This window comes from Nocardioides salarius, assembly GCF_016907435.1.
GTDB classification, from domain to species: domain Bacteria; phylum Actinomycetota; class Actinomycetes; order Propionibacteriales; family Nocardioidaceae; genus Nocardioides; species Nocardioides salarius.
In genome coordinates this window covers 946,559-973,178 of the sequence record NZ_JAFBBZ010000001.1, presented here as the reverse complement: position 1 = coordinate 973,178, position 26,620 = coordinate 946,559, and the positions used below count along the sequence as shown (strand labels likewise).

At 70.8% G+C, this 26,620-nt stretch carries 27 protein-coding genes and 2 tRNA genes; 17 read left to right on the top strand and 12 right to left on the bottom strand.

The genetic code is table 11. The features are described from left to right. Positions 1 to 69: 69 nt before the first annotated feature. The 5 genes from JOE61_RS04730 to JOE61_RS04710 form a co-directional block, all read right to left on the bottom strand. On the bottom strand, positions 70 to 429 hold the full coding sequence (locus tag JOE61_RS04730) for a hypothetical protein (RefSeq protein ID WP_193667759.1): 360 nt from the start codon (positions 427 to 429) through the stop codon (positions 70 to 72). Positions 430 to 463: 34 nt separating this feature from the next. Next, positions 464 to 2,080, bottom strand: a complete 1,617-nt coding sequence (locus tag JOE61_RS22395; protein WP_193667760.1) for a phytoene desaturase family protein — start codon at positions 2,078 to 2,080, stop codon at positions 464 to 466. 91 nt (positions 2,081 to 2,171) lie between these two features. Beyond that, positions 2,172 to 3,386: a sensor histidine kinase gene (locus tag JOE61_RS04720; RefSeq protein ID WP_193667761.1), complete on the bottom strand. Its 1,215-nt coding sequence runs from the start codon at positions 3,384 to 3,386 to the stop codon at positions 2,172 to 2,174. A 213-nt stretch (positions 3,387 to 3,599) separates the two neighbouring features. Next, positions 3,600 to 3,672: transfer RNA gene (locus JOE61_RS04715), tRNA-Lys, on the bottom strand. A 66-nt stretch (positions 3,673 to 3,738) separates the two neighbouring features. After that, a complete protein-coding gene (locus tag JOE61_RS04710; protein WP_193667762.1) occupies positions 3,739 to 5,322 on the bottom strand; it encodes a phytoene desaturase family protein in 1,584 nt (527 codons plus the stop codon). Between the two features lie 76 nt (positions 5,323 to 5,398). Between JOE61_RS04710 and JOE61_RS04705 the strand changes: the two genes are divergently transcribed. After that, entirely contained in the window at positions 5,399 to 7,477 is a 2,079-nt protein-coding gene (locus tag JOE61_RS04705; RefSeq protein WP_193667763.1) for a PAS domain-containing sensor histidine kinase, read from the top strand. A 71-nt stretch (positions 7,478 to 7,548) separates the two neighbouring features. Continuing rightward, positions 7,549 to 8,496: a pirin family protein gene (locus JOE61_RS04700; RefSeq protein ID WP_193667764.1), complete on the top strand. Its 948-nt coding sequence runs from the start codon at positions 7,549 to 7,551 to the stop codon at positions 8,494 to 8,496. Between the two features lie 36 nt (positions 8,497 to 8,532). Here the strand turns inward: JOE61_RS04700 and JOE61_RS04695 are convergent, their stop codons facing one another. The 3 genes from JOE61_RS04695 to orn form a co-directional block, all read right to left on the bottom strand. Then, a complete protein-coding gene (locus tag JOE61_RS04695) occupies positions 8,533 to 9,012 on the bottom strand; it encodes a GNAT family N-acetyltransferase (protein WP_193667765.1) in 480 nt (159 codons plus the stop codon). A gap of 100 nt (positions 9,013 to 9,112) precedes the next feature. Continuing rightward, a tRNA-His gene (locus JOE61_RS04690) sits at positions 9,113 to 9,188 on the bottom strand. Positions 9,189 to 9,277: 89 nt separating this feature from the next. Then, complete coding sequence (orn, locus tag JOE61_RS04685) at positions 9,278 to 9,898, bottom strand: oligoribonuclease (RefSeq protein WP_193667766.1); 621 nt, start codon at positions 9,896 to 9,898, stop codon at positions 9,278 to 9,280. Between the two features lie 83 nt (positions 9,899 to 9,981). Here orn and JOE61_RS04680 point away from each other — a divergent pair, with 83 nt between their 5' ends. From JOE61_RS04680 to JOE61_RS04670, 3 genes are read left to right on the top strand one after another with little or no spacing between them, the layout of a single operon-like run. After that, the gene (locus JOE61_RS04680; protein WP_193667767.1) at positions 9,982 to 10,533 is read left to right on the top strand and encodes a MauE/DoxX family redox-associated membrane protein; all 552 of its coding nucleotides are present in this window, start codon (positions 9,982 to 9,984) and stop codon (positions 10,531 to 10,533) included. Continuing rightward, a complete protein-coding gene (locus tag JOE61_RS04675) occupies positions 10,530 to 11,264 on the top strand; it encodes a DsbA family protein (protein WP_193667768.1) in 735 nt (244 codons plus the stop codon). The genes JOE61_RS04680 and JOE61_RS04675 overlap by 4 nt, the downstream gene beginning before the upstream one ends. After that, entirely contained in the window at positions 11,261 to 12,316 is a 1,056-nt protein-coding gene (locus JOE61_RS04670) for an adenosine deaminase (protein WP_193667769.1), read from the top strand. Before JOE61_RS04675 ends, JOE61_RS04670 begins: the two co-directional genes overlap by 4 nt. A 12-nt stretch (positions 12,317 to 12,328) precedes the next feature. On the opposite strand, the gene JOE61_RS04665 is transcribed toward JOE61_RS04670, so the two are convergent. Next, positions 12,329 to 13,099, bottom strand: a complete 771-nt coding sequence (locus tag JOE61_RS04665) for a PIG-L deacetylase family protein (protein ID WP_193667770.1) — start codon at positions 13,097 to 13,099, stop codon at positions 12,329 to 12,331. An 88-nt stretch (positions 13,100 to 13,187) separates the two neighbouring features. Between JOE61_RS04665 and JOE61_RS04660 the strand changes: the two genes are divergently transcribed. The 3 genes from JOE61_RS04660 (at position 13,188) to JOE61_RS04650 (ending at position 15,927) form a co-directional block, all read left to right on the top strand. Continuing rightward, a complete protein-coding gene (locus tag JOE61_RS04660; RefSeq protein WP_193667771.1) occupies positions 13,188 to 13,862 on the top strand; it encodes a response regulator transcription factor in 675 nt (224 codons plus the stop codon). A gap of 250 nt (positions 13,863 to 14,112) precedes the next feature. Beyond that, positions 14,113 to 14,844 carry a hypothetical protein gene (locus JOE61_RS04655; RefSeq protein WP_193667772.1) on the top strand — a complete coding sequence of 244 codons (732 nt, stop codon included), beginning with the start codon at positions 14,113 to 14,115 and terminating at the stop codon, positions 14,842 to 14,844. A 3-nt stretch (positions 14,845 to 14,847) separates the two neighbouring features. Continuing rightward, on the top strand, positions 14,848 to 15,927 hold the full coding sequence (locus tag JOE61_RS04650) for a DUF3644 domain-containing protein (protein ID WP_193667773.1): 1,080 nt from the start codon (positions 14,848 to 14,850) through the stop codon (positions 15,925 to 15,927). Between the two features lie 16 nt (positions 15,928 to 15,943). Here JOE61_RS04650 and JOE61_RS04645 read toward each other — a convergent pair whose 3' ends face one another. Together JOE61_RS04645 and JOE61_RS04640 are read right to left on the bottom strand one after the other, a co-directional pair. Continuing rightward, the gene (locus JOE61_RS04645; RefSeq protein ID WP_193667774.1) at positions 15,944 to 16,846 is read right to left on the bottom strand and encodes a DNA-methyltransferase; all 903 of its coding nucleotides are present in this window, start codon (positions 16,844 to 16,846) and stop codon (positions 15,944 to 15,946) included. A gap of 320 nt (positions 16,847 to 17,166) precedes the next feature. Continuing rightward, a complete protein-coding gene (locus JOE61_RS04640) occupies positions 17,167 to 17,322 on the bottom strand; it encodes a hypothetical protein (RefSeq protein ID WP_193667775.1) in 156 nt (51 codons plus the stop codon). Between the two features lie 703 nt (positions 17,323 to 18,025). On the opposite strand from JOE61_RS04640, the gene JOE61_RS04635 reads away from it, so the two are divergent. The 9 genes from JOE61_RS04635 (at position 18,026) to JOE61_RS04595 (ending at position 25,617) form a co-directional block, all read left to right on the top strand. Further along, positions 18,026 to 19,210 carry a hypothetical protein gene (locus JOE61_RS04635; RefSeq protein ID WP_193667776.1) on the top strand — a complete coding sequence of 395 codons (1,185 nt, stop codon included), beginning with the start codon at positions 18,026 to 18,028 and terminating at the stop codon, positions 19,208 to 19,210. 378 nt (positions 19,211 to 19,588) lie between these two features. Further along, positions 19,589 to 19,861: a hypothetical protein gene (locus JOE61_RS04630; RefSeq protein ID WP_193667777.1), complete on the top strand. Its 273-nt coding sequence runs from the start codon at positions 19,589 to 19,591 to the stop codon at positions 19,859 to 19,861. Between the two features lie 589 nt (positions 19,862 to 20,450). Then, on the top strand, positions 20,451 to 21,191 hold the full coding sequence (locus JOE61_RS04625) for a TetR/AcrR family transcriptional regulator (protein WP_193667778.1): 741 nt from the start codon (positions 20,451 to 20,453) through the stop codon (positions 21,189 to 21,191). A gap of 1 nt (position 21,192) precedes the next feature. Next, positions 21,193 to 22,242 (top strand): LLM class flavin-dependent oxidoreductase, encoded by a 1,050-nt coding sequence (locus JOE61_RS04620; protein ID WP_193667779.1) that lies wholly within the window; start codon positions 21,193 to 21,195, stop codon positions 22,240 to 22,242. 53 nt (positions 22,243 to 22,295) lie between these two features. Beyond that, positions 22,296 to 22,649 (top strand): DoxX family protein, encoded by a 354-nt coding sequence (locus JOE61_RS04615; RefSeq protein ID WP_204797145.1) that lies wholly within the window; start codon positions 22,296 to 22,298, stop codon positions 22,647 to 22,649. Positions 22,650 to 22,715: 66 nt separating this feature from the next. Then, entirely contained in the window at positions 22,716 to 23,648 is a 933-nt protein-coding gene (locus tag JOE61_RS04610; protein ID WP_193667780.1) for an NADP-dependent oxidoreductase, read from the top strand. Positions 23,649 to 23,774: 126 nt separating this feature from the next. Continuing rightward, positions 23,775 to 24,431, top strand: coding sequence for an NAD(P)-dependent oxidoreductase (locus tag JOE61_RS04605; protein WP_193667781.1), 657 nt, complete (start codon positions 23,775 to 23,777; stop codon positions 24,429 to 24,431). Positions 24,432 to 24,452: 21 nt separating this feature from the next. Beyond that, the gene (locus JOE61_RS04600; RefSeq protein WP_193667782.1) at positions 24,453 to 25,304 is read left to right on the top strand and encodes an SDR family oxidoreductase; all 852 of its coding nucleotides are present in this window, start codon (positions 24,453 to 24,455) and stop codon (positions 25,302 to 25,304) included. Between the two features lie 61 nt (positions 25,305 to 25,365). Next, positions 25,366 to 25,617: an NAD(P)-binding domain-containing protein gene (locus JOE61_RS04595; RefSeq protein WP_193667783.1), complete on the top strand. Its 252-nt coding sequence runs from the start codon at positions 25,366 to 25,368 to the stop codon at positions 25,615 to 25,617. Positions 25,618 to 26,168: 551 nt separating this feature from the next. Here JOE61_RS04595 and JOE61_RS04590 read toward each other — a convergent pair. Next, a complete protein-coding gene (locus JOE61_RS04590) occupies positions 26,169 to 26,573 on the bottom strand; it encodes a hypothetical protein (RefSeq protein ID WP_193667784.1) in 405 nt (134 codons plus the stop codon). Positions 26,574 to 26,620 lie beyond the last annotated feature (47 nt).

The window sequence follows — 26,620 nt, the reverse complement described above, 5'->3', positions numbered from 1 at the left end:
GTTCCTCCTCGGTGATGGTTGTGCCTGACAACCAAGCACCCGGGGAGTGTAGCCCGGCGCCGGAGGTGCTCAGCCCTTCCGGTCGACCAGCAGGGCGACGGCGTTGAGCCCCGCCCAGCCCAGCGTCACGCCCATCACCTTGCGACGCACGTCGCCCTCGGTGCGAGCGGCCAGCAGCGCGCAGTCGCCGAGGTCGGCAGCGATCCGGATCGCCATCGCGGCCTTGACCACGCGCGGCGACCCGAACAGCCCGGCGGCGCTGACGGCGAGGTCGCGCACGCCGTAGGACTGCGAGAGCAGCTCGAGCCCCTCGCGGTCGCCGGCCTGGGAGCCCAGGGCGTCGGGGAGGTGGGAGGGGCGGACCAGCGCATAGGCGCCGTACGACGCGGTGGCGGCGGACAGGGTGCGGCTCAGCTTCATGGTGGGCATGGCTCGACGGTAGGCCGCGCACCCGTCCCGGCGCTCACCCGTCGGGGGCGCTCGACCGGTCGAGGCGGGCCAGGAGCCCGGCCCCGGCACGCACGGGGGAGTGGAGCCGGTGGTGCAGCAGCGCGGCGCGGGCCGCGTTGGCGCCCGGGGCGCCGTGGACCCCGCCGCTCGGGTGTGCGGAGCTCGAGCCCAGGTAGAGACCGCCGATCCCGGTCTCGGGGCGCCCCAGGCCGGGGACCGGGCGCAGGACCAGCATCTGGTGCAGCTGGGAGGTGCCGCCGTTGACCGCCCCGCCGACCAGGCTGGCGTTGCGCTCCTGCAGGTCGCGCGGGCCCAGCACGCGGCGGGCGAGCACGCGGGAGCCGAAGCCCGGGGCGAGCTCCTCGATGCGGGCCTCGACGCGGTCGCCGAAGCGCTCCACGTCGTCGCGGCCCCACCGGGCGCCCACCGACTGGGGCACGTGGGTGTAGGCCCACAGCGACTCGGTGCCGGCCGGGCTGCGGGTGGGGTCGCTGGTGGTCATCTGCCCGGCGAGCAGGAAGGGGCGCTGCGGCACCCCGCCGGCGGCCACCTCGGCCAGGGAGCCCTGCAGCTGCGAGAGCGAGTCACCCACGTGGAAGGAGCCCGGTGCGACCGCGGGCCCGCTGGCCCAGGGGATCGGCCCCGACAGCGCCCAGTCGACCTTCACCGTGGCGGGGTCGAGCTCGAAGGAGTCCATGCCCCGTGCGACCCGGGAGGGCAGGTCGTCGGGGTCGAGGAGGCGGCCGTAGAGCAGCGGCGCCGAGACGTCGGCGACCACGGCGCGGCGGGCGGCGTAGCGCTCGCCCTCACGGGTGCGCACCGCCACGGCCCGGCCGCCCCGCACCTCGACGGACTCGACCTCGGTGCCCAGCACCACGCGGCCACCGCGCGACTCCAGACGACGGGCCATCGCCTCGGTGAGCCGGCCGGCACCGCCCTCGGGCACGGGGAAGCCGACGCTCTGGGCGAGCATCGTCATGATCAGCCCGAAGGCACCCGACCCCGTGGAGTCGAGCGGGATGTCGGCGTGGCCCGCGCTGCCCGCGATCAGGGTGCGGGCGCCGCGACCACCGAACCGGGAGGCACCGAAGGTCGCGGCCGGGGTGAGCAGCTCGCGGACCAGGTGCAGGCCGCCCGCGCGGGGCAGTCGCGAGAGCAGCCGGGCGCCCCCGCGCACCGGCGGGAAGGGGTCCAGCATCGCCGACAGCAGGGGCTCGCCCACCCGGTCCCAGGTGCGGCACAGGTCGAGCCACGCCTCGCCGTCACCGGGGTGCTCGGCGTCGAGGCCGGCCGCGGTGTCGTGCCGGTCGGGGTGCACCAGGGCCCATCCGCCGTCGGGGAACGGGTGGCCCAGGGGAGCAGGTGGGTGCCGCCAGCGCAGGCCGTGCTGCTCGAGGCCCAGGCCGGAGATCACGGGCGAGGCGGCCGCGAAGGGGTAGAAGGCGCTGAAGGTGTCGTGCACGAACCCCGGGTGCACCTCGGTGTCGCTGCGCACCGCTCCGCCGACCTGGTCCTGCTGCTCGACGACCAGCACCGACCAGCCGGCGTCGGCCAGGAGGTTGGCGGCGACCAGGCCGTTGTGGCCGGCGCCGATGACGACCGCGTCGTGACCGGGGCTCGAGGTGCTCACGACCCCCACGGTGCCAGCCGCCCTGTCATCACGCACCACCCGCACCGCGGGCTGGGCGCCGAGGGGCACCGCGGGGCGCCGATCCCGGTCCTCAGGCCCCGGGCAGCTCGAACCACAGGCCGGCGCCCGCGCCGGGCGGGAGGTCCTCGACGCCGCACCGGCCGCCGTGGGCGTGCACGATGCGGGCGACCGTGGCCAGGCCGATCCCGTGGCCCTGCGCGTCGCCGGCGCGGGCGAAGAGGTCGAAGACCCGTGCGTGCCGCTCCGGTGCGATGCCCACGCCGTCGTCCCGCACGGTGACGCGCACCAGGTCGCCCTCGCGGGTCGCGCGCACCGTCACCTGCGGCGGGTGTCCGGGGCGGGCGAACTTGCGGGCGTTCTGGAGCAGGTTCTGCAGCACCAGCGTCACCTGGGCGGGGTCGCCGAGGGCCGCGGGCAGCGCGCCGACGTCGACGCTGCCGCCGCAGCGCTGCCACTGGTCGGCCTCGTCGGAGACCAGCTGCTCGACCAGCGGGCGCAGGTCGACCACCTCGTGGCGCGGTGGCTCGTGGGCCAGGTCGTGCAGGCGCAGCGTGGCCTCGACCATGCCCCGCATCCGTTCCACCGAGCGTGCGGCCATCGCCAGCACCGACGACTGCGTCACGGTGTCGAGGCCGCCGCCCTCCAGCATCCCCAGGCTCATGGTGAGGGTGGCCAGCGGGGACTGCAGGTCGTGGCTGATCTGGGCGGCGACCGCCACGACGTCAGCGGTCGGGGGCTGGGTCGGGGCCAGGCGGCGCAGCCGCAGCTCGAGGATCCGGTTCGCGGCGACCGCGAGCGTCGCCAGCACCCGGCGCTGCTCGTCGTCGAGCCGCCGCGGGCTGGTGCTGAAGAGGCAGAAGCGGCCGACCTCCTGCCCGGCCGCCGTGGTCAGCGGTGCCGAGGCGTAGAAGCGCACCGCGGCCACCTCGCCCGTGACCAGGGGCGAGTCGCGCAGGTGCGGGTCGAGTGCCGTGTCGGGCACCTCGAACAGACCGGGCACGCCCTGCGCGCGCCGGCACAGGGCCTCGGCGTACGGCGTGGTGAAGGGATCGGTGCCGACGGTGACGGGGTAGTGGAAGGCGTCGGCGTCGGCGACCGCCAGTGCGGCGACCTCGACCCCGGTGAGGTCCGCGGCCAGGGCCAGCAGGTCGGAGATGTCGGCGTCGGTGACGGTCTGCAGCGCGGTCAGCGCGCGCTCGGCCGTGGCCTGGTCGGCCTGGTGGGCCTGGTCGGCCAGGCCGGCCGGGCCGACCGGGACGTCGCTGGTGCCGCGCTGGTGCGCCATGGGTCCTCCCAGCCCCGGTGCCGTCTCGTCCCTCACGAGGCGACCCGCGTCGAGGCTACGACGTCGGGGCCGCGGGCAGCGGGAGGACGGTGAAGCCGAGCCGTGCGGACCGGGACCGGTCCAGACCGGCTCGACCCGGCGAGGAGAGAGCCCCGCAACGCAATCGAGGCCCTCCCGCATCTCTGCGTGGAGGGCCTCGTGCGTGGTGATCTGTACGGCATCAGGGACTCGAACCCCGAACCCGCTGATTAAGAGTCAGCTGCTCTGCCAATTGAGCTAATGCCGCGTGGTGAAGCGACGTGAACGTTACCAGCGGCGGGCGCGGAGTCGAAATCGAGGGGGCTCCTGCGGCTCAACGGGCCTCGAGCACGGCGTGGGCGGCGTGGTGGCCGCCGAGCCCGGAGACCGCGCCGCCGCGGCGGCTTCCCGATCCGCAGAGCAGGACCTGGTCGACGCCGGTCGCCACGCCCCACCGCTGGGCGGGGGTGTCGAGCCGGGCGCGGGAGGGCGCCCACGGCCAGTCGAGGTCGCCGTGGAAGATGTGCCCGCCCGGCATGGCGAGGTCGGCCTCGATGTCCTGGGGGATCTTCGCCTCGATGCACGGGTTCCCCTCGGCGTCACGCGCCACGACCGACGCGATCGGCTCGACCAGGTGCTCGTCGAGAGCGGCCAGGGCCCGTTCGACCGCCAGCGCCTTCGCGGCCGCGCCGTCGTGCTCGAAGAGCGTGGCGGGCGTGTGCAACCCGAAGTAGGTCATCGTGTGCGTGCCCGGGGCGGCCGAGCCCAGGATCGAGGGGTCGCTCAGCGAGTGGCAGTACACCTCGCCCGGCATCTGGGTGGGCACCCGCCCGGCGGCGGCGTCGGCGTAGGCGCGCTCGATCTGGGTGTAGTCCTCGGCCACGTGCAGCGTGCCGGCGAACGCCACCTCGGGGTCGACCCCCGAGCGCAGCCGCGGCAGCCGGTCGAGGAGCAGGTTGATCTTCAGCTGCGCGCCCACCGGCTTGGAGGCGGCGTCCTCGGGTTCGCCGAGCAGGATGCGCAGCACCCAGGGCGCCACGTTGGCCAGCACCGTGGTGGCCGTGACGGTGCGCGGGCCCTCGCCGGTGTGCACGTCGACCTCGGTGGGCGACCCGTCACTGGGACGGATGGCGGAGACCCCGGCCGAGGTGAGCACCTCGGCCCCGGCCCCCACGGCCGCCCGCGCCAGCGCGTCGGTCACCGCGCCCATGCCCCCGACCGGCACCCGCCACTCGCCGGTGCCGTTGCCGATCAGGTGGTAGAGGAAGCACCGGTTCTGCACCAGCGAGGGGTCGTGCAGCGACGCGAAGGTGCCGATGAGCGCGTCGGTGCCGACCACCCCGCGCACGGTGTCGTCGGCGAAGCGGCGCTCGATGGCCTCGGCCAGCGGACGCTCCACGACGTCACGCCAGACCGCCGGGTCGACCTGCTCGCGCAGCTCACGCTCGTGCGGCAGGGGAGCGAGCAGCGTCGGGGCGAGCACCTCGGCGAGCCGACCGACCCCGGCGTAGAAGTCGCACCACGCGGCGTACTCGTCGTCGCCGCCGGTGAGCTCGCGGAACGAGCGCGCGGTCTCCTCGCCCTCCGGCCGCTGCACCATCAGGCCGCCGGGCGTGCCGCCACGCAGGGTCGGCGTGTACGACGCGGTGCGGCGCGAGGTGAGCCGCACGTCGAGGTCGAGGTCGCGCACCAGCTCGTCGGGCATCACCGAGACCAGGTAGGAGTAGCGCGAGAGCCGCACGTCGTGGCCGCTGAAGGCGGGTGCCGACACCGCGGCGCCGCCGGTGTGGTCGAGACGCTCGAGCACGAGCACCGAGAGGCCGGCGCGGGCCAGGTAGGCGGCAGCGGTCAGGCCGTTGTGGCCACCGCCGACCACGGCGACGTCGTAGTGGGTGCGCGAGGGGGAGGCCGGGCTCATCGGGACAACGTAGTCGAGCGCCGACCAGGACAAATCCTCGGCGTCGTGGGTGGGCCGCCACGACGCGGGTGCCACGATGACCCAGCGCGACGGGGGAGCCGTCGCCGTCCTGGGAAGGAGCGTCGTGCCGACGAGCTCGACGAGCACCACCGGCCGGGCTGGGCGTTGGCAGCTCCGTGTGGCGTTCCTGCTGGGCCTGGTCGCGCTGCTCGGGCTGGCTGCCGTGCGGGCGGCTCCCGACGACTCGCACGTGATCGGCATCTGGCCCGTCGGTGCGGCGACGGGGGTGCTGGTCCTCGCCCCGCGCCGGCACGCGCCCGTCCTGCTGGGGGCGGTGCTGCTCGTCGCGCTGCTCACCCTCTCGCTCGCGCAGCGCCCGGCCGAGGTCGTGGTGGGCTACACGGCGACGATCGTGCTGGAGACCTGGGTGGTCTCCCGCCTCCTGCTGGCAGGCGGGGAGGGACCGTGGCGACTGGTCTCCGACGCCGACCTGCGCCGCTACCTCGGCGCCGGCCTGCTCGGTGGCCTCTTCGGCCTGGCCGGCGGAGCGCTGACCTCCGCCGCGACCGGCTTCGGCGAGCCGGGCTTCGTCGGCCTGGCGCTGGGCGCCTCGCACCTGGCCTCCCAGCTCGTGTTCACGCCCCTGTGGGCCCGGCTGCCCGGCCACGGTCCCATCGCCCACCGGCCCGAGCGGGTGCTGCAGTGGGGGCTGGTGCTCCTCCTCGCGCCGGCGGTGCTGGCCCCCACGCTCTTCCCCCCGGTGGCCTTCCTGCTGATCCCGCTGCTGGCCTGGAGCGCCCTGCGGGTCAGCCCGCGCGAGGCGCTGGCCCAGCTGGTCGTGGTGCTGGCCCTGGCGGTGGTGATGACGACCGCCGGCCGCGGCCCCTTCGCCGACGTGCTGGTGCTGCTCGACCTGCCGCGCGACGCCCGCGCCGTGCTGCTGGCGGCGTACGCCGCGACCTGCGCGTTGATCGTGGTGCCGCTGCTGCTGCGCGTGGGCGAGAGCGTCGAGGCGGCTCGAGCCGCAGCCGCCGAGCGCGACACCCTCGGCCGGATCGTGCAGAGCGCCACCGGGATGGCCATCGTCGGCGCCGACCGCGAGGGTCGCATCACCCTCTTCAACCCGGGCGCCGAGCGGCTGCTGGGCTGGGCGGCCGAGGAGGTCACCGGGCTGCCGACGCGGGTCCTGCACAGCACCGGGCAGGTCAGCGCCAAGGCGCGCGAGCTGGGCGTCGCCGACGACTTCGCCAGCGTGTCGGCGCGGATGCTCGAGCCCGACATGGCCGGGGCCGACATGGGCTTCGTGCGCAAGGACGGCACCGAGCGGATGCACTCGATGACGCTGGGGCGCATCACCGACGAGGCGGGCCGGGTGCTGGGCTACGTCAGCACCAGCGAGGACGTCACCGACCGGGTGGCCGCCGAGGACGCGCTGCGCGAGGCGCTGGCGCGCATGCAGGAGGTCGACGCCGTCAAGGACGCGTTCGTCTCCAGCGTCAGCCACGAGCTGCGCACCCCGATCACCAGCATCCAGGGCTACCTGGAGCTCCTCGGCGACGGCTCCTTCGGCGACCTCTCCGAGCAGCAGCGCTCAGCGGTGGCCAAGGTGGCGGCCAACAGCGAGCGGCTGCTCACGCTCATCGACGACCTGCTCACCCTCTCGCGGGTCCAGGAGTCGGGCCTGGGTCTCGAGCGCAAGGTGCTCGACCTGGGCGACGTCGTGCGGGCGGGGTGCGGGGTGGTCTCGCCCGGCGGCGAGCGAGCCGGCGTGCCGATCGCCGTCGAGGTGCCCGGCGTGCCGGTGCCCTTCCTCGGCGACCGCGACATGCTCGAGCGGGTGGTGATCAACCTGGTCGGCAACGCCGTGAAGTTCACCCCGCGCGGCGGGAGGGTCGAGGTGGTCCTGCGCCGGAACGAGCAGGGCAGCACGATCACCGTCGTCGACACCGGCATCGGGATCCCGCGCGCCGAGCAGGAACGGCTCTTCACCCGCTTCTTCCGCTCCTCGCTGGCCCAGGCGCAGGCGATCCCGGGCAGCGGCCTGGGCCTCTCGATCGCGCACTCCGTGGTGACCCAGCACGGCGGCACGCTGCGCGCCGAGTCGGAGCCGGGCGCCGGCACCACCTTCGTGCTGGAGCTGCCGGCGATGGCCTGACTCGGTATATCCAACATTCAACTACCGTTGACCGGGAGTCCCCGTCCCAGCAACGAAGCGAGGTGGGCCCCATGCCCGCGATCACCGTCGACGACCTCACCACCCTGGCCCGGCTGGGCTCGCCCGGCCTCGGCGACCAGCCCCGCCCGGTGCTGCAGGTCAGCACCGCGCCCCAGGGCCACGAGGGGGAGGGGTTCCCGGTGCGCCGGGCCTTCGCCGGCATCGACCTCGCGCTCCTCGACCCGTTCATCATGATGGACCAGATGGGCGAGGTGGAGTACGCGCCGGGCGAGCCGCGCGGCACCGCCTGGCACCCCCACCGCGGCTTCGAGACCGTGACCTACATGATCGACGGCGTCTTCGACCACCGCGACTCCCACGGGGGCGGCGGGTCGATCACCAACGGCGACACCCAGTGGATGACCGCCGGCTCCGGGCTGCTGCACATCGAGACGCCGTCCGAGTGGCTGGTGCAGTCCGGCGGGCTCTTCCACGGCATCCAGCTGTGGGTGAACCTGCCGCGCAGCGCCAAGATGAGCGACCCGCGCTACCAGGACATCCGCTCCGGCGAGGTCCGGCTGCTGACGACGCCCGACGCGGGGGCGCTGGTCCGCGTCATCGCCGGCACCGTGGACGGGCACGCCGGCCCGGGTGCGACGTACACGCCGATGAGCCTGGTGCACGCCACCGTCGAGCCGGGGGCCCGTCTCGACCTGCCGTGGGACGTCGAGCACAACGCGCTGGTCTACGTGCTCAGCGGCCAGGGGTCGGTCGGGGTCGAGGGGCGTCCGGTGCGCACCGGCCAGACCGCCGTGCTCGGTGCCGGCGACTACCTCAGCGTCAGCGCCGACGCCCGCCAGGACAGCCGTACGCCGGCCCTCGACGTGGTCGTCCTGGGCGGCCGGCCGATCCGCGAGGCGCTCGCGTGGGCCGGTCCGTTCGTGATGAACACCCGCGCCGAGGTGATGGAGGCCTACCAGGACTTCCAGAGCGGTCGCTTCGGCCACGTCCCGGCCTGACGATCGCCCTGACCGGCCCGGCCCGGGCGGGGCCGGTCAGGCGGTGCCGCCCAGGTCCTTGGCGAAGAAGGCCTGGGCGTAGGGGTTGTCGTTGTAGCGCTCCACACGCTCGTAGCCCGAGCGCTCGTAGAGCGCGACGGCCTCGCCCAGAGCCAGGTTCGTGTCGAGCAGCACCCGGCGGTGACCCAGGTCGAGGGCGAGCTGCTCGAGCCCGCCCAGCAGCAGCCGGCCCAGGCCGGCGCCGCGGGCGGTGGCGTCGACCCACATCCGCTTGACCTCCGCGGTGGGCACACCGTCGGTCCCCGGCAGCGCCCGCACGCCGCCCACCCCCACCACGCGGTCGTCGAGCACCGCGAGCAGGTAGTGACCGCCGGGGTCGACGAGGTCGGACGCGGTGACCGCGAAGCCGCCCGGGAAGCGCTCGTCGAGCTCGGCGACGTAGCGACGCACCGCCGCGACGACCCGGGGGTCGTCGTGCTCGGCGCGCACGAGGGCGGCAGGGGACCGGTCGACCACGACCCCAGCCTAGGGCGATCCGTCCCGCGGGAGTGCCCGGGCCGGGACGTGCGTCGGGCCCCTGGCTCGCACGAGTGCGAGACCAGGGGCCCGACGGCAGTGGGGTGAACGACGGGGCTTGAACCCGCGACCCCCGCGACCACAACGCGGTGCTCTACCAGCTGAGCTACGCCCACCACGATCCGGCCGTGGCCGGAACGACGCAGAGTCTAGGGCACACGGCCCGGCGGTGCAGAATCGGGCTCGCCCGGCGGGCCGCGGTGCCTCAGGAGGGCTCGGCGAGACCGGTGATCGAGCCGCCGTGGCGCGCGGCGACCTCCTTGGCGGTGGCGCTGTCGGGGCCGGGGGGCGCGACGAAGACGGCCTCGCGGTAGTAGCGCAGCTCCTCGATGCTCTCCTGGATGTCGGCCAGGGCCCGGTGGTTCCCGCGCTTCTCCGGAGCGGCGTAGTAGGCCCGCGGGTACCAGCGCCGCGACAGCTCCTTGATCGAGGAGACGTCGACGATCCGGTAGTGCAGGAACGACTCCAGCGTGGCCATGTCACGGGCCAGGAACGCCCGGTCGGTCGCGACGGTGTTGCCCGCCAGCGGCGGGCGGCTGCCGTCGGGGCAGTGCTCCTTGATGTGGGCCAGGACCCGCTCCTCGGCCTCGGCCAGGCTCACGCCCTGCTCGAGCTCGACGAGCAGGCCGGACTTCTCGTGCATCTCGCGGACGAAGGGGATCATCTGCTCCATCGCCTCGGCCGGCGGCTTGATGATGATGTCCACCCCCTCGCCGAGCACGTTGAGGTCGAAGTCGGTGACCAGCGCGGCGACCTCGATCAGGGCGTCGGCGCCCAGGTCCAGGCCGGTCATCTCGCAGTCGATCCACACCAGTCGGTCACTCATGGGCCCACACCCTACGCGCGGGTGCGTCCGGGACCGGGGCCCTCTCTCAGCGGCTGCTCAGCCGGTTCTCCTAGGGTCGTGGTGTGAGCGACGCGGTCAAGGAGTGGATCGGGCTGCTGGCGCGCCTGGCGACCGGGGGTGTCTGGATCGCCGCCGGTGCGGTGAAGCTGCCCGACCCGGGTGCGTCCGTGGCCGCGGTGCGGGCCTACGACCTGCTGCCCGAGGCGGTCTTGCCCACGGTGGGCCAGCTGCTGCCCGTCCTCGAGGTGGTGATCGGGCTGGCGCTGGTGCTGGGCCTGCTCACGCGGGGCGCCTCGGTCGTCTCCGCCGTGCTGTTCGTCGCCTTCATCGTCGCCATCGCCTCGGTCTGGGCGCGCGGCATGACCATCGACTGCGGCTGCTTCGGAGGCGGTGGCAGCGACCCCGACGCGGCGTCGAAGTACCCCTGGGAGATCGCGCGCGACACCGCCCTGCTGGCGGCCTCGGTCTACCTGGTCGCGCTGCCGCGCACCCGCTGGGCGCTCGACAACTTCTTCCTCGCCCCGCGACCGGCGAGCCCCCACGACATCGACACCATTCACGACCACCACGACACCATCCACGACGGCCACCCGAGCCACGAGGGAGAACGATGAGCAGCAGCAAGTCCAGGGCGGCCGAGCGCACCGCGCGGGCCCAGCAGGCACGCGCCGAGCAGGAGCGCGCCGAGCGGCGCCGCAAGCTGTTGTCGGTCGGCGGGGTGGTGCTGGCGATGGTGCTGGTCATCGGGGTCGGCTTCCTCGTCCAGCGCGACCGCGACACCAGCGCCGACGTGGCCGCCCCGTCGGCAGGGCAGGGCGACTACGGCGTCACCATCGGCGAGGCCGACGCCCCGCACGACATCGTCATCTACGAGGACTTCCTCTGCCCCTTCTGCGGCGAGCTCGAGGAGGCCTCCCGCGCGGACCTCGCCCGGCTCGCCGAGGAGGGCAAGGTGACCGTGGAGTACCGGCCCTTCGAGCTGCTCTCGCGCATCAGCGACTACTCGGGCCGGGCCACCAACGCCTTCGCCGTCGTGCTCGAGGAGTCCGGCCCCGAGGTCGCCAAGGCCTTCCACGACCTCCTCTTCGAGAACCAGCCGTCCGAGAGCGGTCCCTTCCCGTCCGACGAGGACCTCGTCGAGCTGGCCGTCGAGGCCGGCGCCCAGGAGGACGCGGTGGCCGAGGGCATCGAGTCCGGGGCCCGCAGCGACTGGGTCGACGAGGCGACGCAGGCCGCCCAGGACGCCGGCGTGCAGGGCACCCCGACGGTGCTGCTCGACGGTGAGGTCGTCAACGGCGGCTCGGTCGAGGAGATCGCCGAGCTCCTGGTCGCGGGTGTCGAGTGAGCACGCCAGGAGCCGCGCCGGAGCCGACCACCGGCCTCGCCGCCTTCGTGGCCGGGCTGCCGAAGGCCGAGCTGCACGTGCACCACATCGGCTCGGCCTCGCCCGAGATCGTCTCCGGGCTGGCGACGCGGCACCCCGGGGTGGTGCCCAGCGACCTCGACGAGCTGCGGCGCTTCTTCGAGTTCCGCGACTTCGCGCACTTCATCGAGGTCTACCTGGCCGTCGTCGACCTGGTCCGCACCCCCGAGGACGTCCGCTTCCTGACCTACGAGGTGGCCCGGGAGCTGGCCACCGGCCAGCAGGTGCGCTACGCCGAGCTCACCTGCACGCCGTACACCTCGGTGCGCCCGCACGAGGAGGGTGTCGGGATGGCCATCGAGGCCTACACCGAGGCGCTCGAGGACGCCCGCGTCGCCGCGGAGCGCGACTTCGGTCTGGTGCTGCGCTGGATCTACGACATCCCCGGCGAGGCGGGCCTGCCCGCCGCGGAGAAGACGCTGGAGTACGCGCTCGAGCACCGCACCGACGCGCTGGTGGGCTTCGGCCTCGGCGGACCCGAGATCGGGGTGCCCCGCCCCCAGTTCCAGCCCCACTTCGACGCCGCGCGGGCGGCCGGCCTGCGCAGCGTGCCGCACGCCGGCGAGACCACCGGCGCGCAGACGGTCTGGGACGCGCTCACCCTGCTCGGCGCCGAGCGGATCGGGCACGGCACCTCGGCCGCCGAGGACCCCGAGCTGTTGCGCCACCTCGCCGACACCGGCGTGCCGCTCGAGGTGTGTCCCTCGTCCAACATCGCCACGCGGGCCGTGGCCGCGCTCGACGAGCACCCCATCCGCGCGTTCCGCGACGCCGGCGTGACGGTCACCGTGCACTCCGACGACCCGTCGATGTTCGGCACCACGCTCAACAACGAGTACGTCATCGCCGCCGGGCTGCTCGACCTCGACGAGGAGGGCGTGCGCGACCTGGCCCGGGCCTCGGTGCACGCGTCGTTCGCGCCCGCCGACGTCGCCGCACGCCTCCTGGGCGAGATCGACGCCCACCAGGGCTGAGAAGCCGGGGGCTCAGGCCCGCTGGCGCAGCCCGTCGTCGTCCGGGTCGAGCGCGTCCGCCTCGGCCGGGGTGAGCACCAGGTGCTCGGCGTGGCCCGTGAAGTGCGCCAGCATCGGCCCGGACAGGGCCGGGGGGTCGTCGGGGGAGAGGGCGCGCAGCTGGCTGGCGTGCGCCCTGATCGCGTCGAGCTTGGTCTCGCGCAGCTGCGGCGCGAGCTCGAGACGCACCATCTGCTCCCACGGGGCCGCGTCGGGCTCGCCCAGCCGCCACATCACCAACGGGTACTCGGCCAACCAGGCGCCGCTGCTGCGCGCGACCTGCGCGGCCGCGCGCCCGGCCGCCTCGTGGTCGGGGTGGCCGTCGTGGCGCCAGGGGGCGACCAGCAGGGTGCCCGCGCCGTCGCCGACGATGTCACCGAGCGCGACCACCATCTGGTCCTCGACGTCGGCGGCCCCGCCGTCGGGTGCCCCCAGGAACACGACCGGTGTGCCGGGCGCCAGCAGCCCGACGGCACGGTCCATCTCGGCCAGCCGCTCGGTGGCCAGGGCGTGCCGCGACACCTCGCGGCCCGGCGGGTGGGAGGCCTCACCCGCGGTGAGCAGCACGACGTACACCTCGAGCCCGGCCCGGTGCGCCGTGGCGATCAGGCCGCCCACCCCCAGGCTCTCGTCGTCGGGGTGGGCCGAGACGACCACGAGGCGGTGCCACCGGTCGGGGATCGAGCGCGGATCCAGGGTCGGGACCCGGCCCCACTCCGGGTGCTGCTGCCAGGACTGCGGCAAAGATCTCGCCCCTCACGCTCGTGGCCCAAGGTTAAGTATCGCCTCGAGGGGCGGGCACCCTCCGGCCGGGTGAAATACGATCGGCGCCATGACAGTCGTCGGGGTGCCCGTGCGGGTCGCCATCGTCAACGACCACCCGATCGTGGTGGCGGGGGTCGCGGCCGTCCTCGAGCCGTACGCCGACCGGGTGCGCGTGGTCGAGATCGTCACGGGGGCCGAGGTGCGCTCCGAGGTCGACGTCGTCCTCTACGACACCTTCGGGCAGGACCAGGGGGACGGCGTGGACCTGCCCACGCTCGTCGACGACGGCCGCGCCAAGGTGGTCGTCTTCAGCTGGAACACCGAGCCCGACCTCGTGGAGCGGGCCCTGGCCCGTGGTGCCAGCGGCTACCTCTCCAAGCAGGTGACCGGCCAGGAGATGGCCTGGGCGCTGCAGCAGGTGGCGGCCGGCGCCGAGCTGCGACCCCAGGACGTGGGCGACTCCGCCCTGCCCGAGGTCGGCGCCTGGCCCGGACGTGACCGCGGGCTCACCGCCCGCGAGGCCGAGGTGCTCGCGCTGATCTGCGCGGGGCTGTCCAACCAGCAGATCGCCGAGCGCACCTACCTGTCCATCAACTCGGTGAAGACCTACATCCGCACCGCCTACCGCAAGATCGGCGCCGGCTCGCGGTCGCAGGCCGTCGCCTGGGCCATGCAGCACGGGTTCCGCCCCGAGCGGGTCCGGGTGCTGCGGCCGACCACTCGGGACCCGCGCAGCGGCTGAGCCGGCACCGTGGAGGTGCCGGCGCCGCGACGAGCGCCCCCGGCAGGACTCGAACCTGCGACCGGCGGATTAGAAGGCCGCCGGGATTGCTCAACTGAGCCTCAATCAGCACTTCTGACGCTATGCCCGAGCAGGTTTACTGCCTCCCCTACGGACACGCAAGGACACACTCACAAAGGTCATCAAACCGAGCACCTGGGACGTCGGACAATCCGGCCCCGCCGATCGTCCAACATGATTGGGTACACCCGTGCCCGAGCCTCGGAAAGCGACCGTCCGGCAGGAGTGCTTCCTCCCGCACCCCGGCTACCCACACTCACTGCGCCGCCTCGACTTCGAAGCCGCCATGCAAGACGTGTGCGACTACTTCAACGACGTCAACTCGTACCTCATGGGGAAGGGCTTCCGACGGCTCGACGACATGATCCGCCCAGCCGGATTGTCCGGGATGATCTCCGACATGCTGACCGACAGCCTCGGCCAGCACGCCAGAGCCCTAACACCCAACTTGCAACACAACGGCCACCCAGACCTTCTTGTCCGCGACCGCTATCCGGGAGACGCAGCCGCGTCAGGCGAAGACGGGGTAGAGGTCAAGGCATCACGCAAGTCCGGCGGTGCAGTAGACACACACGGCGCACGCAAACAGGTCCTCTGTGTCTTCACCTATGAGGTGGACAACCGTTCCTGGATCGCAGCCCAAGACCGAGAGCCGTTCACGTTCCGTGAGGTCTACATCAACGAAGTTGAGACCGGCGATTTCCGTCTGAACAACCGAGGCGAACTCGGCACCAGGACCGCCACGCTCCACAAGGACGGACTCAAGAAGTGGCGGCAGGACCCCGTCTACTTGGACATGCCGTTCAACGAGAACACGGAGCCCTGGCGAAGCCCGACCGGGAAGATGCCCAAGAAGGGGAGTACGAAGAAGACCACCAAGCCAGGCGACGCCGACGAGCAGCCGACCCTGGACGGTCACTGACATATGGCTGCCCGGAAGACCAGGCAGTACGTCTCCACAGCGGTTGAGTCTCTGACGCTGGCGATCGAACTGTTCAACCGGCCTTCGCCCATGGGGCGTGAGCACGCCGTAGTCATGTTCGCAGCACACGCGTTCGAGATGCTGCTCAAGGCGGCCATCTTCGAGAAGCGCAGGAACGTGTGCTTTCCCGGCACCTCCAAGTCGTTCGACCTCGGCAAGTGCATCAACATCGCAGAGGCGGACCTCAAGATCTTGGACGAAGGCGACCGTGTCCTGCTTCTCGCGCTAACCGAGGTCCGCGACACCGCCACTCACGACGTCATCGCGATGTCAGAAGACGTTCTCTGGATCCACCTCCGGTCCGCCGTCACCATCTTCCGCAAGGTACTCAAGGGCCTGACCAACCAAGACCTGACCGATGTCATGCCCGGTCGGGTCCTCCCGGTCTCCGTTCAGCCACCGAGCGATGTGGGCTTAGTGGTCGGCAAAGAACTTGAACAGATCGCAGCGATGCTCGGTCCAGGCAAGCGGCAGCGCGTCGAGGCCGAGGCCCGACTGCGGCCTCTCATGTCCCTCGACCGCGCGGCCCGCGGGGAAGAAGAGGCACCCACGAAAGCCGACATCGACCGCGCCGTTGAATCCATCAAGGACAACGCGACTTGGCAGACGATCCTGCCGGGCATCGTCGGACTGCAACTGGTGGGCGGTCCCCGTTCTTCAGAGCAGGTTCAGGAGATCTCGCTCAAGATCGACCCGAAGCGAGGCGAACTAACGGTGCGTCCAGCAGCAGCCGGAGAGGAAGCCGTCGCTTACCGCGAGGTCGACACATTCGACAAGTACAACATCGCGCTCAATGCTCTGGGCCCGAAGTTGGGTCTCACTCAGTACCAGGGCCACGCAGTCATCCACGTCATGGACCTCAAGAGCGACCCAGCCTGCTACAAAATCCGTCGCACCAAAGCCGGAAACGTCGCCTTCCAAGGATTGAGCGTCATCGCACTCGACCGAGCGAGACAAGCGATCGCAGACGGCACAGTTGTTGTGGCCGATGCCGTGAACGCCTACAAGGCCCGCAACAAGTGAAGCCGGGTACCGGAGGCTAGGGGATGACCTGAGGGTCCGACTTGGTCTTGTACTGCGCCAACGCCGGAACAGCCTGGCGAGCGATCTCCACGTACTGAGGGTCCAACTCGACACCGATCGAGTCGTACCCGACAGCGGTAGCAGCCGCGAGAGTGGAACCTGACCCCGCGAACGGGTCCAGCACGACGCCATGTCCGAGGGGGAGCATCGCCCGAACGACAGTGCGCAGGAACGACTGCGGCTTGAGCGACGGGTGCCCGGCCAGCCTCTTCTCGTCTGGCCTGGTTGGATGCGATTTGATGACGTCACCAAACGGCTGGTCCGCAGAGGTGCGCCTCAGTGCTCCGGTGCCGTACTTGCGAAGGTTGTCGGCGACTGTGACCTTCGGTTCCAGCGGCTTACGGAACAGCAGCCACGGCTCCCACTGAGAGCGCGGCATGACTGTGATGTCAGCGAACTCCTCGTGCGCGTTCTTCGGACGGTCGCCGCCACGCATGGTCTGCACCAGGCGAACGATCTCGCCTCGCCTTTCCAGCCCGGCCGAGTCCATAGCGACGCTGATCCGGTGCGACACGAGCGGGTTGGCAGCCACGAGCACATGCGCACCTGGCACTAGCACAGGCAATAGTGCGGTCGCCCAGTCGCCGAAGAACCGATCGAGGTTAGTCAGGTCACGCTCGGTGAGGGTGGTGAAACGGGGGAGGGGTGAGCGCGTGTGACCGTCGTAGGACGGTGGGATACGCCAGACGCCACCCTTGCCGGTTCGCAGTTTGGCTTTCTCGATCTCGTTGTACTCGACGAGACCGTAGGGAGGATCCGTGACGACGGCGTGCACCGATTGCTTGCGTCGAGCCTGGAGCCACTCGATGCAATCAGCGTTGTACAGAGTGGCGGGCCCGCGCCGGAACGCGGGCTTCATCAGCGTCCTCGCACGAGCCGGTACGTGCCTCGGCCCGTGCGCTCGAAAGTGCCGGGGGTGTTGAGGTTCAGGTAGGAACGGATTGACGACCGGGCTACGGACTCGCCAAGCCGTGTCTCGACTCCCTCGGCGATCTCACCCATGCTCATCGCCCCCTTCTTCGCCTTGAACTCCTCAAGGATGGCGTCCCGGACTGAACCGGGCTTACGACGAGCAACCATGACAGCCTCCACCGACAGGGACATATTGGACGTCCAGACGTCTTGTGGCTGACACGTTACGCCCCGGACGCCAGGTAGCGGGTAATCCGGCCGCATGTCTCAGGACCGGGTCTCCTCCGTGTCGTCGAACGGCTCACCAGGCCCGGTGACTTCCTCAACGATCTCGTCGTCGGCGTAGTCGAGGGTGCGCCGGTAGGTGGTCTCCACCTGGTCGACCACGAGGCCGTGGTCCTCCTGAGTGAGGTGCGCTGCCATACCCGGCGGCGTCACCGGGGCGACCAAGCCCGCGAACTTGTCTCCGTGTAGGAGGTCGCGGATGTAGTTGAGAGTCGAATGCCAGCGGATTCGAGCGAGCGCATCCTCACGCAGTCGTCAGCACGGGCGTCTTCCAGGCACCGCAACCCTGGGCTCTGTTCATCTTCGAGAACCCGGAGGCGTTCCTGGAGGTCGGAAATGCGGGCGAGCATCGCTGACCAGCCCTCGGTCTCCTCACGGTGCGCTAGGTGCCGGTCCCCGCGCCACGCGACGCGGATCTGTTGCAATGGAACGATTCAATTCGCATCTCTTGCAGATGGGGGTGTGGGCGTCAGGTCTCGCAGACTTCCGCTCATGCTGATGATCCCGTCAAGGGTGGTAAGTGCCTCCCAGAGTGACGCACCGCTGATCAATGACGTCTTAGTGCCACGTCTCAACCGAGCTCTCGTCCGTCGCACCGCGCGCAAGTGCGCTGGCGCGGTGGACGACGCAGACGACGCTCGTCACCACCGAGATCCTGGGGCGACGCGATAGCTGAGCGTCCAGAAAGCGGCTCGAAAACTGGTTCACTACATTGCATGGAATGGCTTAGCGATTGCGCGAGTGACCACCCGTGACCTTGCATCTGCTGGTCGACCTCGTGACGTCCGTACCGGCCCCATCGCCTTCCCCTTCGAACGGAACGGGAGGAGGAACCGGCTCAATGACCACCACACCTCCGCAGTGGGTTCCCTACCTCACCCTGATCGCCGCAGTACTGGCCGCCGGTGTTGCTCTCTTCGCTGCGATCCTCCAGCGAAAGTCCGGCCGCGAGGCGGCGGCCGCGGCCCGAGAGTCAGCCGCAGCAGCAAAGAAGAGTTCCGAGGCATCAGAACGATCGGCGAAGGCGTCCGAGGACTCGGTGGCACTCAACGCCGAGACGTCACGAGCTACGGCAGCGCGACTTGAATCCGAGGGGTTGGCAAAGCGCTTTCAAGACGCTGCGTCCCAGCTCGGTCATGACCAACCCGCCGTCAGGTTGGCTGGGGTCTACTCCCTCGCTCGACTGGCGGATGACTGGCCGGATCAACGTCAGACGTGCGTCGACGTTCTATGTGCGCTCCTCCGGATGCAGCAGAAAATGAAGACCTACGTCGAAGAGCAGCAGTACCCAATCGATCTTCCTGACGACGGTGACCAGCAGGTGCGACGCACGGTCATGGAGCTCATCAGCAGCCGAGTCAATGGAACCGACGCTCTGTGGGCAGGGTGCGACTTCAATCTGGCCTACGCCCGTCTCGCTGATTTCAAATTGCGGAACGCCACCATCAGCGGCAAGGTCATCCTCAACGGCGCCATTATCGAAGGCGGCTGTTCCTTCACCCGAACGACGTTCGATGGCGGACTTGACGCTCAGGAACTCAGGATTGAAGGGACGCTCAAACTTACTGACGTTTTGCCCGGACCAGGCAGGACTGTCTCGCTGAGCGGTTCTTACATAGACAGGGGCGGCACGCTCGACTTCGTGCTGGCCAAGCCGCCCACGGCTGACAAGCAGTGGAATGTGTGGCCGACCAAGATCATCTGTAGAGGCACATTCGCTGTGAAGGTCACCAAAACGACCTACGAGCAGGCCACGTTCCACATCCGAGGGCTGCACCTCGAGCCCACTGCTCGCTTTAGGGTCGTCCAGGTGCCTCCCGCCGAGGCGGGCAGCGCGGAGTATCCAACGATCGAAGCGAAGGAGTGGGCGACAACCGCGTCCGCAAGGATCGAGGTCGCTGGGGCGCTGCAGCACAAGGGCGTCTTCAAGCCGAGCGAGTGGACCGGAGTGGAGCACCATCAGTTCAAGGACGCATACACGACGGGCCCGAACATCGACGCGATCCTGGGTGATGACGATGCTTGATCTGCCGCCCAGGGGCCACATCAGGAAACGGACTCATGACCGTTCCGTGCCCCTCGACCGGGTGACCTCGGTTCCCACGCCGACCCCGTCGTAAGGTCCGTCTCCTGGGGGCGGGGGGCTTGACGCCGAGCAACCGGCACACTGGTCTCGGTCGCCGTCATTGCGTCGAGCGGCGTTCGCGTGACATGCCTGAGGCAGCTCTGGGACGGACGCAGAGCATGGGTTTCGGCGAAGGCGGTCGGCCGAGCGTCGGAGTGTGCGGCGACAGCCAACGAAGCGAAGTCGCCCTCAAGGCCCGAGCCGGGGCCCCAGCCCTACGTGTGAGGTGCGCTACTCCGCCGCCTAGCGGCGCCAACCCGAACATCCGGAATAGCCGACATGCGGACAGGCGACCACCGCGGGCTTATCTTCTTCGGTATGGGCATTTGGGGACGGCTTGCTGGATTGGGCGGCAACGGCGGCGCGGCAGGCAGCGGTGGTGGTGGGGACCTTGACGAGTGCTCGTTCTGCGGAGCCGACCTGGACGAAGATAACGACTTCTCCCCGGACTTCGGTTGCAACGAGTGCGCCTCTGGTTTCGCCACCTACTGCTGCGGCGGCATCTATGAGAACGGTGAAGACGTCTGCGCGAGTTGCGGCGAGCCTCTCTAGACAGGGGCCCGACACCCCGCACTCCTCCCGGTCCCGAATCTCCCCACCGGGCAGCCGCCCGCAGTAGACCGGCGACACGAGCCGATCAGCAGGCACGAGGTCGCGGTACTGCCCCTCCGGTCCGTAGACCATGACGGCCCCCACCAGCCCGACACCTCCCCTACCTCGCGGCGCTGCCACTCGTGCAGCTTGGCGACGTCGGAGGTGCGGCCGTCTGGGTGTGTCGCTATAGAGACCGAAGCTCACTCATCTGCCGAGATGAGTGCGCACTGCCCACACTCAAGTCAGCGAGTCGCCTGGTGCGCCGACGCGCGAACGGAGGCTCGCTCCACGATCGGGTTCATTGCAACCTTGGCTTCGGCCGCCGGTTCCACCACCGGGGGTGCTCTGCTGCCTGCTGCTTCAGCCTGGCGTACTCGTGAGGCGTGGCCCACCGCAGCACCGGTGCCACCGCGAGTGCCGTCACCGCGCCCCACCGCCACTGGCTGCGAACCTCCGGGAGGTCAGGTCGAGGGGTCTGGCGACCACCCGCCCAGAGATTCTCCTTCAAGTGGGGAATGTCCCCCACTTGACGTAGGTTGTGATGACCATGGAGCTGAGAGCAGACGCCGCCCGCAACCGGGCCGCCATCGTCGAAGCCGCCCGTACGGTGTTCGCCGAGCACGGGCTTGACGCCCCGTTGGACGACATCGCCCGCCTCGCAGGCACAGGCAACGCAACCCTGTACCGGCGCTTCGCCACGCGAGGCGACCTCATCGAGGCGGTGTTCGCCGAGCGCATGGTCGAGGAGCTCGACGCCGTGGAGGCGGCCCTGGCTAACCCGGACCCGTGGGACGGGTTCGCGTCCTACGTCACCGCGGTCGGCGCCATGCAGACGCGCGACCGCGGCATGGCCGACCTGGTGACGATGGACGTCGCTCGCGCCCCCGAGATCGAGGACGTCCGGGCGCGCGCGTTCAAGGGGCTGGTGAAGCTGGTCGCCCGCGCTCGCACCGCTGGCGTGCTGCGCGACGACTTCACCACCCAGGACGTCGTGCTGCTGCTGATGGCGAACGCGGGCCTCGTCGAGCGCACCCACGACATCTCCGAGCAGGCGTCCGCCCGGCTCCTGCACGTGCTCCTCGACGGCCTGCGCGCCAGCGCCGCCACCAACGGCCCGGTCGCACCCGGCGCACCGGGCACCGAGGAGGCGATGCGACGCAACAGCGAGCACCGACTCGGCGCCAGCATCCGCAAGACCAAGGGCACCAAGGAGCCCGTGTGCCCCCAGACCTCACCGGCCAGCAACGCCAAGACCAGCACCCGTTCCGCTTCTGAGAAGGACCACTGAGATGAGCTTCGAGCTCGGCGTCTACACGTTCGGCAACACTCCCCGCACCAGTCACAGCGACTCTGGCGGCGGCTACGGCTCGACCGCTCAGGCCATCCGCGAGGCCCTGGAGGCCGTGCACCTGGCTGAGGAGGTGGGCTTGGACTTCTTTGGCTTCGGGGAGCACCACACCGCCTCGATGCCGCTGTCGTCGCCGACGTCGATGGTGGTCGCTGCCGCCGCGTCCACGCAGCGCATCAAGCTGGGCACCACCGTGACGGTGCTGTCGACCGATGACCCGGTGCGGGTTTTTCAGCAGCTCGCCACCGCATCTGCTCTGGCCCCGGGTCGCGTTGAGGCGGTGGCCGGACGTGGGTCGTCGTCCATCACGTTCGGGCTCTTCGACTACGACGAGGGCGACTACGACCTGCTGTACGCCTCCAAGTTCGAGATGCTCCTCGCCCTCAACGCGAACGAGCGGCTCACGTGGGACGGCCCGCACCGCGAGCGCCCTCTGGCCGACGCGCTCATCGTTCCTCGCCCGGAGCAGCCGCTGCGGATCTGGCTCGGCACAGGCGGCAGCCCCAGCTCGGTGGGCCGTGCCGTCGAGCTCGGCGTGCCGATGTTCCTCGGCATCTTGGGCGGCACCCCGCAGCACTGGGCCCAGTACGGCCACGCCTACCGCAGCGCATGGGCTGAGATGGGCCACCCGAGCGAGGACGCCGGCATCGCTGTCGCCGTTCACGGGTTCGTCGGACCCGACAACGCCGCCGCAAAGGCGACCTACCTCGAGCACGAGCTCAAGATGTTCGCCACCGGCGCCGCCGAGGTCGGCCGACCCGGCATGGCGCCGTTGGGTCGCGAGGCCGCGATGCAGCCCGGCGGGATGGTCTTCGCCGGCAGCCCCAACGAGGTCGCCGACCGCATCCTTCACCTGCACCAGCTCCTCGGTCACGACCGCCAGATCCTGCAGATGGACGTCGGCGGCATGCCGCACGCCGACTACCTCAAGAGCATCGAGCTCCTTGGCACCCAGGTCCTCCCGCAGGTCCGCAAGGAGCTCGGCCAGTAGGCACCGGGGCTAGCCCCCTCGACCCCACCCGCACGTCACCACCAGGAGAACCCGTGTTCATCGCCCTTGTCATCGTCACCGCTCTGCTCGCCCTCATCGCCGTGAACTCCGGCGTCATGAAGCTCCGCAAGAACGAGCAGGTCGTCACCACCATCCACGGCACTGTCGGCGTCCCGATGACCGCCCTGCCGGTCCTCGCCGCCCTCGAGATCGCCGGCGCCGTCGGCATCGTCGCCGGCCTGTGGAACGCCCCTCTCGGCATCGCCGCCGCCGGCGGCCTGACCGCCTACTTCGTCGGTGCCGTCATCGGCCACCTGCGCGTGCGCGACACCAGGGGCGTCGCCATGCCGCTGGTCCCGCTCGCGCTGTCCATCGCAGTGCTCGTGCTCCGCATCGTCACCGCCTGACCAGGCCAGCCCCACGCAACCATCCGAGCAGCACCCCGCCAGCATCCACAAACCAGGAGGAACCCCATGAAGGCCTATGCCCTCACCGCCCGCGACACCCAGCCCGCCCCGTCCGACCTGCCCAACCCCGACGTGGGCGCCGGTGAGGTCCTCGTCGACGTCGAGGCTGCCTCGGTCAACGGCTTCGACCTCTCCGTGGCCGCGGGCTACGTCTTCGACATGCTGCCCCACGAGTTCCCCGTCGTCCTGGGCCGCGACTTCGTCGGCACCGTGTCCGCCGTCGGCGACGGTGTCGAGACCGTGGCGGTCGGCGACCGGGTCGCCGGCGTCATCCCCGGCATGTACCTCGGCCCCCGCACCGGCGCGTTCGCCGACCACGTCGCCGTCACCGCCGACGCCGTCACCAAGGTCCCAGAAGGCGTGGGCGTCACCGACGCCGCCGTCATCGGCCTGGCCGGCATCGCCGCCCACGACGCTGTCGCAGCGCTCGACGTGCAGCCCGGCGACGTCGTCCTCGTCTCCGGCGCCACCGGCGGCGTCGGCTCCATCGCCCTCCAGCTCGCCCGCGCCGCCGGCGCCACTGTCATCGCCACCGCCCGACCCGGCACCGAGGACGAGTACGTCCGCAGCCTCGGCGCCACGCACACCGTGGACTGGTCGGGCGGCGTCGCAGTCGCGGTTCGCGAGCACGCCCCCGAAGGCGTCGACAAGGCCCTGCACTCCGCCGGCGACGCCGCCACCATCGGCCAGACCCTCCGCGCCGGCGGCGCCGTGGCCACCACCCTCGGCGCCACCGCCGAGCAGCTCGGCCGCGACGACGTCACGCTCGCCCCCATCATGGCCGCCGCGACCGCCGACAAGCTCGCCGCCCTGCTCGACCACGTCGCCCAGGGCAACCTGCGCGTCAACGTCGAGGCCAGCGTTCCGCTCGACCGCACCCAGGAGGCGTTCGCGCTCTTCGCCGACGGCACCCTCGGCAAGGTCCTCATCACCCGCTGACGCTGCCCCACGCCTCCCCTCACGCCCCCTGAGCGCGGGCCTGCTCGACCAGGTCGCCCGCCGGCCCGCGCCACCGCGAGCCTGCCTCCAAGCCGCCCCTCTGACTCCGTCAGGAGAACCACCCGCATGAACGTCACCGTCTTCGGCGCCACCGGCGCCATCGGCTCCCTCACTGTCGCCGAGCTCCTCAACCGCGGCCACACCGTCACCGCCTACGCCCGCAACGCCGCCAAGGTCCCCAGCAGCTGGGGCGACCGGGTCCGCGTCGTCATCGGTGAGATGTCGGACGCAGACGCCATCGACACCGCCGTCGCCGGTGCCGACGCCGTCGTCAGCGCCTTGGGCCCGAGCATGGACCGCAAGGCCACCGGGCTGCCGCTCCTCGAGGGCACCCGCCACATCCTGGATGCGATGAAGCGCCACGGCGTGACCCGCTACATCAGCCACGCCACCCCCGCGGTCCTCGACCCGCAGGAGAAGCCCACGGCTGTCACCCGCCTCATCGGGTTCATGCCGCGCACCTTCATGCGCCGCGCCTACGACGAGATCCACGGCATGACCGGCCCCGTGATGGCATCCGACCTCGACTGGACCATCGTCCGGTTCATCGCCCCGAAGGACACCCCCAAGACGAGCAGCCCCGGCGGCTCCGGGCTCCGCGTCGGGTTCTTCGGCACAGACAAGCTCGGTTTCGCCATCTCCCGCGCCGACATCGCCACGTTCACCGCCGCCCAGGTCGACGACACCACCTACATCCGTCGCGCACCCGCCATCAGCAACTGACCCCCACCAGAGGAACCCTTCATGAGCATCGCCATCATCGGCGCCACCGGAAAGCTCGGCGCCCACACCATCGACGCCCTCCTCGAGCGCGGCACCCCCGCCGGCGACATCCTCGCCCTCGGACGCAACACCGAACGCCTCCAGGTCTACGCCGACCGCGGGCTCCGCACCGCCATCCTCAACCTCGACGACATCGAAGCCACCGCCAAGACCCTTGCCGGCGTCGACAAACTCCTCCTGGTCTCCTTCGGCCCCGGAGACCGCGTGGCCCAACACGGCCGCGCCATCGACGCCGCCCGCCAGGCCGGCGTCCCACACCTCGTGTACACCTCGGGCCTGGAAGCGCCGACGACCATCCTCGAGCTCGCCGCCGACCATAAGGCGACCGAGGAGCTCGTGACCGCCTCAGGCAGCCCCGTGACCTTCCTGCGCAACGGCTGGTACACCGAGAACCACCAACAGGACTTCGCCGGCGCCCGCGAACGAGGTGTCATCGCCAACAGCATCTCCGACGGCCGTATCGCCACCGCTGCCCGCATGGACTTCGCCGAGGCGGCAGCCGTCGTGCTGAGCACCCCCGGTCACGAAGGCAAGGCCTACGAGCTGTCCGGCGACACCGCCTGGTCCTTCGACGAGTTCGCCGCCACCGCGGCAGACGTGCTTGGCACCCCGGTGCGCTACGAGGCGCTCACGGCCGAGCAGGAGCGCGAGGAACTCCTCGCCTTCGGCCTCGACGAAGGCACCGCCGCCTTCATCGTCACCCTCAACGCCAACATTCGCGACGGCGCCATGGCCCCTACCTCGGGCGACCTCGCACGGCTCATCGGACACCCCACCGAGACCCTCGAGACCACCATGCGCAGTTGGGTCTGACCCCTACGGATGAGGCGCCTCCTCCCCACCCCCTCCTTACAACCACGCGAGAGGACTTCGGATGAGCAACCACCAACTCGAAGAACTACCCCGACCTACCGGAGCCCCCGACCGCGTCTCCCTCGCCATCGCGGGCGATGACCCCGGAGCAGTCGACACGGTGCCCGAGCTCGTCGACGACCTCGGGTTCGACCCCGTTCCGTTCGGCACCCTCGAGGAGAGCGACATGCTCGAAGCCGACTCTGCGGTCTTCGGCCAGCCCCTCGACCAGCACCAACTGCGCCGCGCGCTGGGCATCGACCGGGCGGCGTAGGACTGAGCGATCTGTCGGGACCGAGGTCTAGTCGGACTTCCGCAAGCGTCCGGATCTGCCGCGTTCCGCGCGGTCCCGTTGCAGGTTCGCGGGGTCGCCGTTGCAGATTCGTTCTCCTGGCGTGTCACGCCGTTGCGTTTTCGCCGGTCGTCAGCACACGGGGCGTCAGAAGTTTTCAGCCCGCCTGCTCGGTGGCTACCAGGCGACCGCCGAGTGCGAGGTGCTGGGCTGCACCTTCGAGGTGACGAACCTGGGCGAGCAGGGCGCTGGTCAGACCTAGGAGGTAATCGGCGTCGCGGGCGGCGCCGGTGAGGAAGGCGACCTCGGCGGCGTGGACGTCGGCCGGGCGAGGGGCATGGGTGCCGCACTGCGGCGTAGCCGGGTCCGGGGCCACATGCTTGATGACGGCGTAGGAGGGGAACGCGCCTGTGACTGAGCCTGCGCACCGGGGCTAGATGCTGACCCGCACCCCAAACCCGAATGCGCCCGAGTGGATGGAGGTCGCCGCCGCTGAGGAGGGCCTGCGGATCTCCTCCTAAGTCCGGCTCTGGCTAGTAGGCGACAGGGGCCTCTTGGTCTTCCGGGTCGCGCAGGTACATGAGCGCCAGCGGCACGAAAGCCAACAGGATTCCGGCCGCCCCGACCCCGATGCCCCAGTTGCGTCGGGCATCCAGGGCGTCGTCGCACTTCGCGTAGGCAATCACAAGGGCCGTCGTTGAGGCACTAAGGCCGCTGGTGTCTACCTCGAACATGGTGCCGTCATTGGTGCTGAGGTAGTCGTCGAGCGCCTCGGCCTCCTGCACCACCTCGCGCACCTTGTCGCGGTCGAACTCCGGGGCTACCCAGGAACCGCAGTCGATGCCTGAGGCATCGGTGGGAATCACCAGCATCAGCGCACCGGCGACCGCGACGAACAGCGCCGCGAGAGCGACGGCGTACTCCTGCCTCTTCGACATCGACTTCCTTTGCTCGGGTGTTGGCCGCGCGACACGCTAGCGAGCGC

What these genes read in the sequence shown, in the direction of transcription:
- JOE61_RS04730 (WP_193667759.1), bottom strand. Translation starts at nt 429, where the DNA reads ATGCCCACCATGAAGCTGAGCCGCACCCTGTCCGCCGCCACCGCGTCG.
- JOE61_RS04720 (WP_193667761.1), bottom strand. Translation starts at nt 3,386, where the DNA reads ATGGCGCACCAGCGCGGCACCAGCGACGTCCCGGTCGGCCCGGCCGGC.
- JOE61_RS04710 (WP_193667762.1), bottom strand. Translation starts at nt 5,322, where the DNA reads ATGAGCCCGGCCTCCCCCTCGCGCACCCACTACGACGTCGCCGTGGTC.
- JOE61_RS04705 (WP_193667763.1), top strand. Translation starts at nt 5,399, where the DNA reads ATGACCCAGCGCGACGGGGGAGCCGTCGCCGTCCTGGGAAGGAGCGTC.
- JOE61_RS04700 (WP_193667764.1), top strand. Translation starts at nt 7,549, where the DNA reads ATGCCCGCGATCACCGTCGACGACCTCACCACCCTGGCCCGGCTGGGC.
- orn (WP_193667766.1), bottom strand. Translation starts at nt 9,898, where the DNA reads ATGAGTGACCGACTGGTGTGGATCGACTGCGAGATGACCGGCCTGGAC.
- JOE61_RS04675 (WP_193667768.1), top strand. Translation starts at nt 10,530, where the DNA reads ATGAGCAGCAGCAAGTCCAGGGCGGCCGAGCGCACCGCGCGGGCCCAG.
- JOE61_RS04660 (WP_193667771.1), top strand. Translation starts at nt 13,188, where the DNA reads ATGACAGTCGTCGGGGTGCCCGTGCGGGTCGCCATCGTCAACGACCAC.
- JOE61_RS04650 (WP_193667773.1), top strand. Translation starts at nt 14,848, where the DNA reads ATGGCTGCCCGGAAGACCAGGCAGTACGTCTCCACAGCGGTTGAGTCT.
- JOE61_RS04645 (WP_193667774.1), bottom strand. Translation starts at nt 16,846, where the DNA reads ATGAAGCCCGCGTTCCGGCGCGGGCCCGCCACTCTGTACAACGCTGAT.
- JOE61_RS04640 (WP_193667775.1), bottom strand. Translation starts at nt 17,322, where the DNA reads ATGGCAGCGCACCTCACTCAGGAGGACCACGGCCTCGTGGTCGACCAG.
- JOE61_RS04635 (WP_193667776.1), top strand. Translation starts at nt 18,026, where the DNA reads ATGACCACCACACCTCCGCAGTGGGTTCCCTACCTCACCCTGATCGCC.
- JOE61_RS04630 (WP_193667777.1), top strand. Translation starts at nt 19,589, where the DNA reads ATGCGGACAGGCGACCACCGCGGGCTTATCTTCTTCGGTATGGGCATT.
- JOE61_RS04625 (WP_193667778.1), top strand. Translation starts at nt 20,451, where the DNA reads ATGGAGCTGAGAGCAGACGCCGCCCGCAACCGGGCCGCCATCGTCGAA.
- JOE61_RS04620 (WP_193667779.1), top strand. Translation starts at nt 21,193, where the DNA reads ATGAGCTTCGAGCTCGGCGTCTACACGTTCGGCAACACTCCCCGCACC.
- JOE61_RS04610 (WP_193667780.1), top strand. Translation starts at nt 22,716, where the DNA reads ATGAAGGCCTATGCCCTCACCGCCCGCGACACCCAGCCCGCCCCGTCC.
- JOE61_RS04605 (WP_193667781.1), top strand. Translation starts at nt 23,775, where the DNA reads ATGAACGTCACCGTCTTCGGCGCCACCGGCGCCATCGGCTCCCTCACT.
- JOE61_RS04600 (WP_193667782.1), top strand. Translation starts at nt 24,453, where the DNA reads ATGAGCATCGCCATCATCGGCGCCACCGGAAAGCTCGGCGCCCACACC.
- JOE61_RS04595 (WP_193667783.1), top strand. Translation starts at nt 25,366, where the DNA reads ATGAGCAACCACCAACTCGAAGAACTACCCCGACCTACCGGAGCCCCC.
- JOE61_RS04590 (WP_193667784.1), bottom strand. Translation starts at nt 26,573, where the DNA reads ATGTCGAAGAGGCAGGAGTACGCCGTCGCTCTCGCGGCGCTGTTCGTC.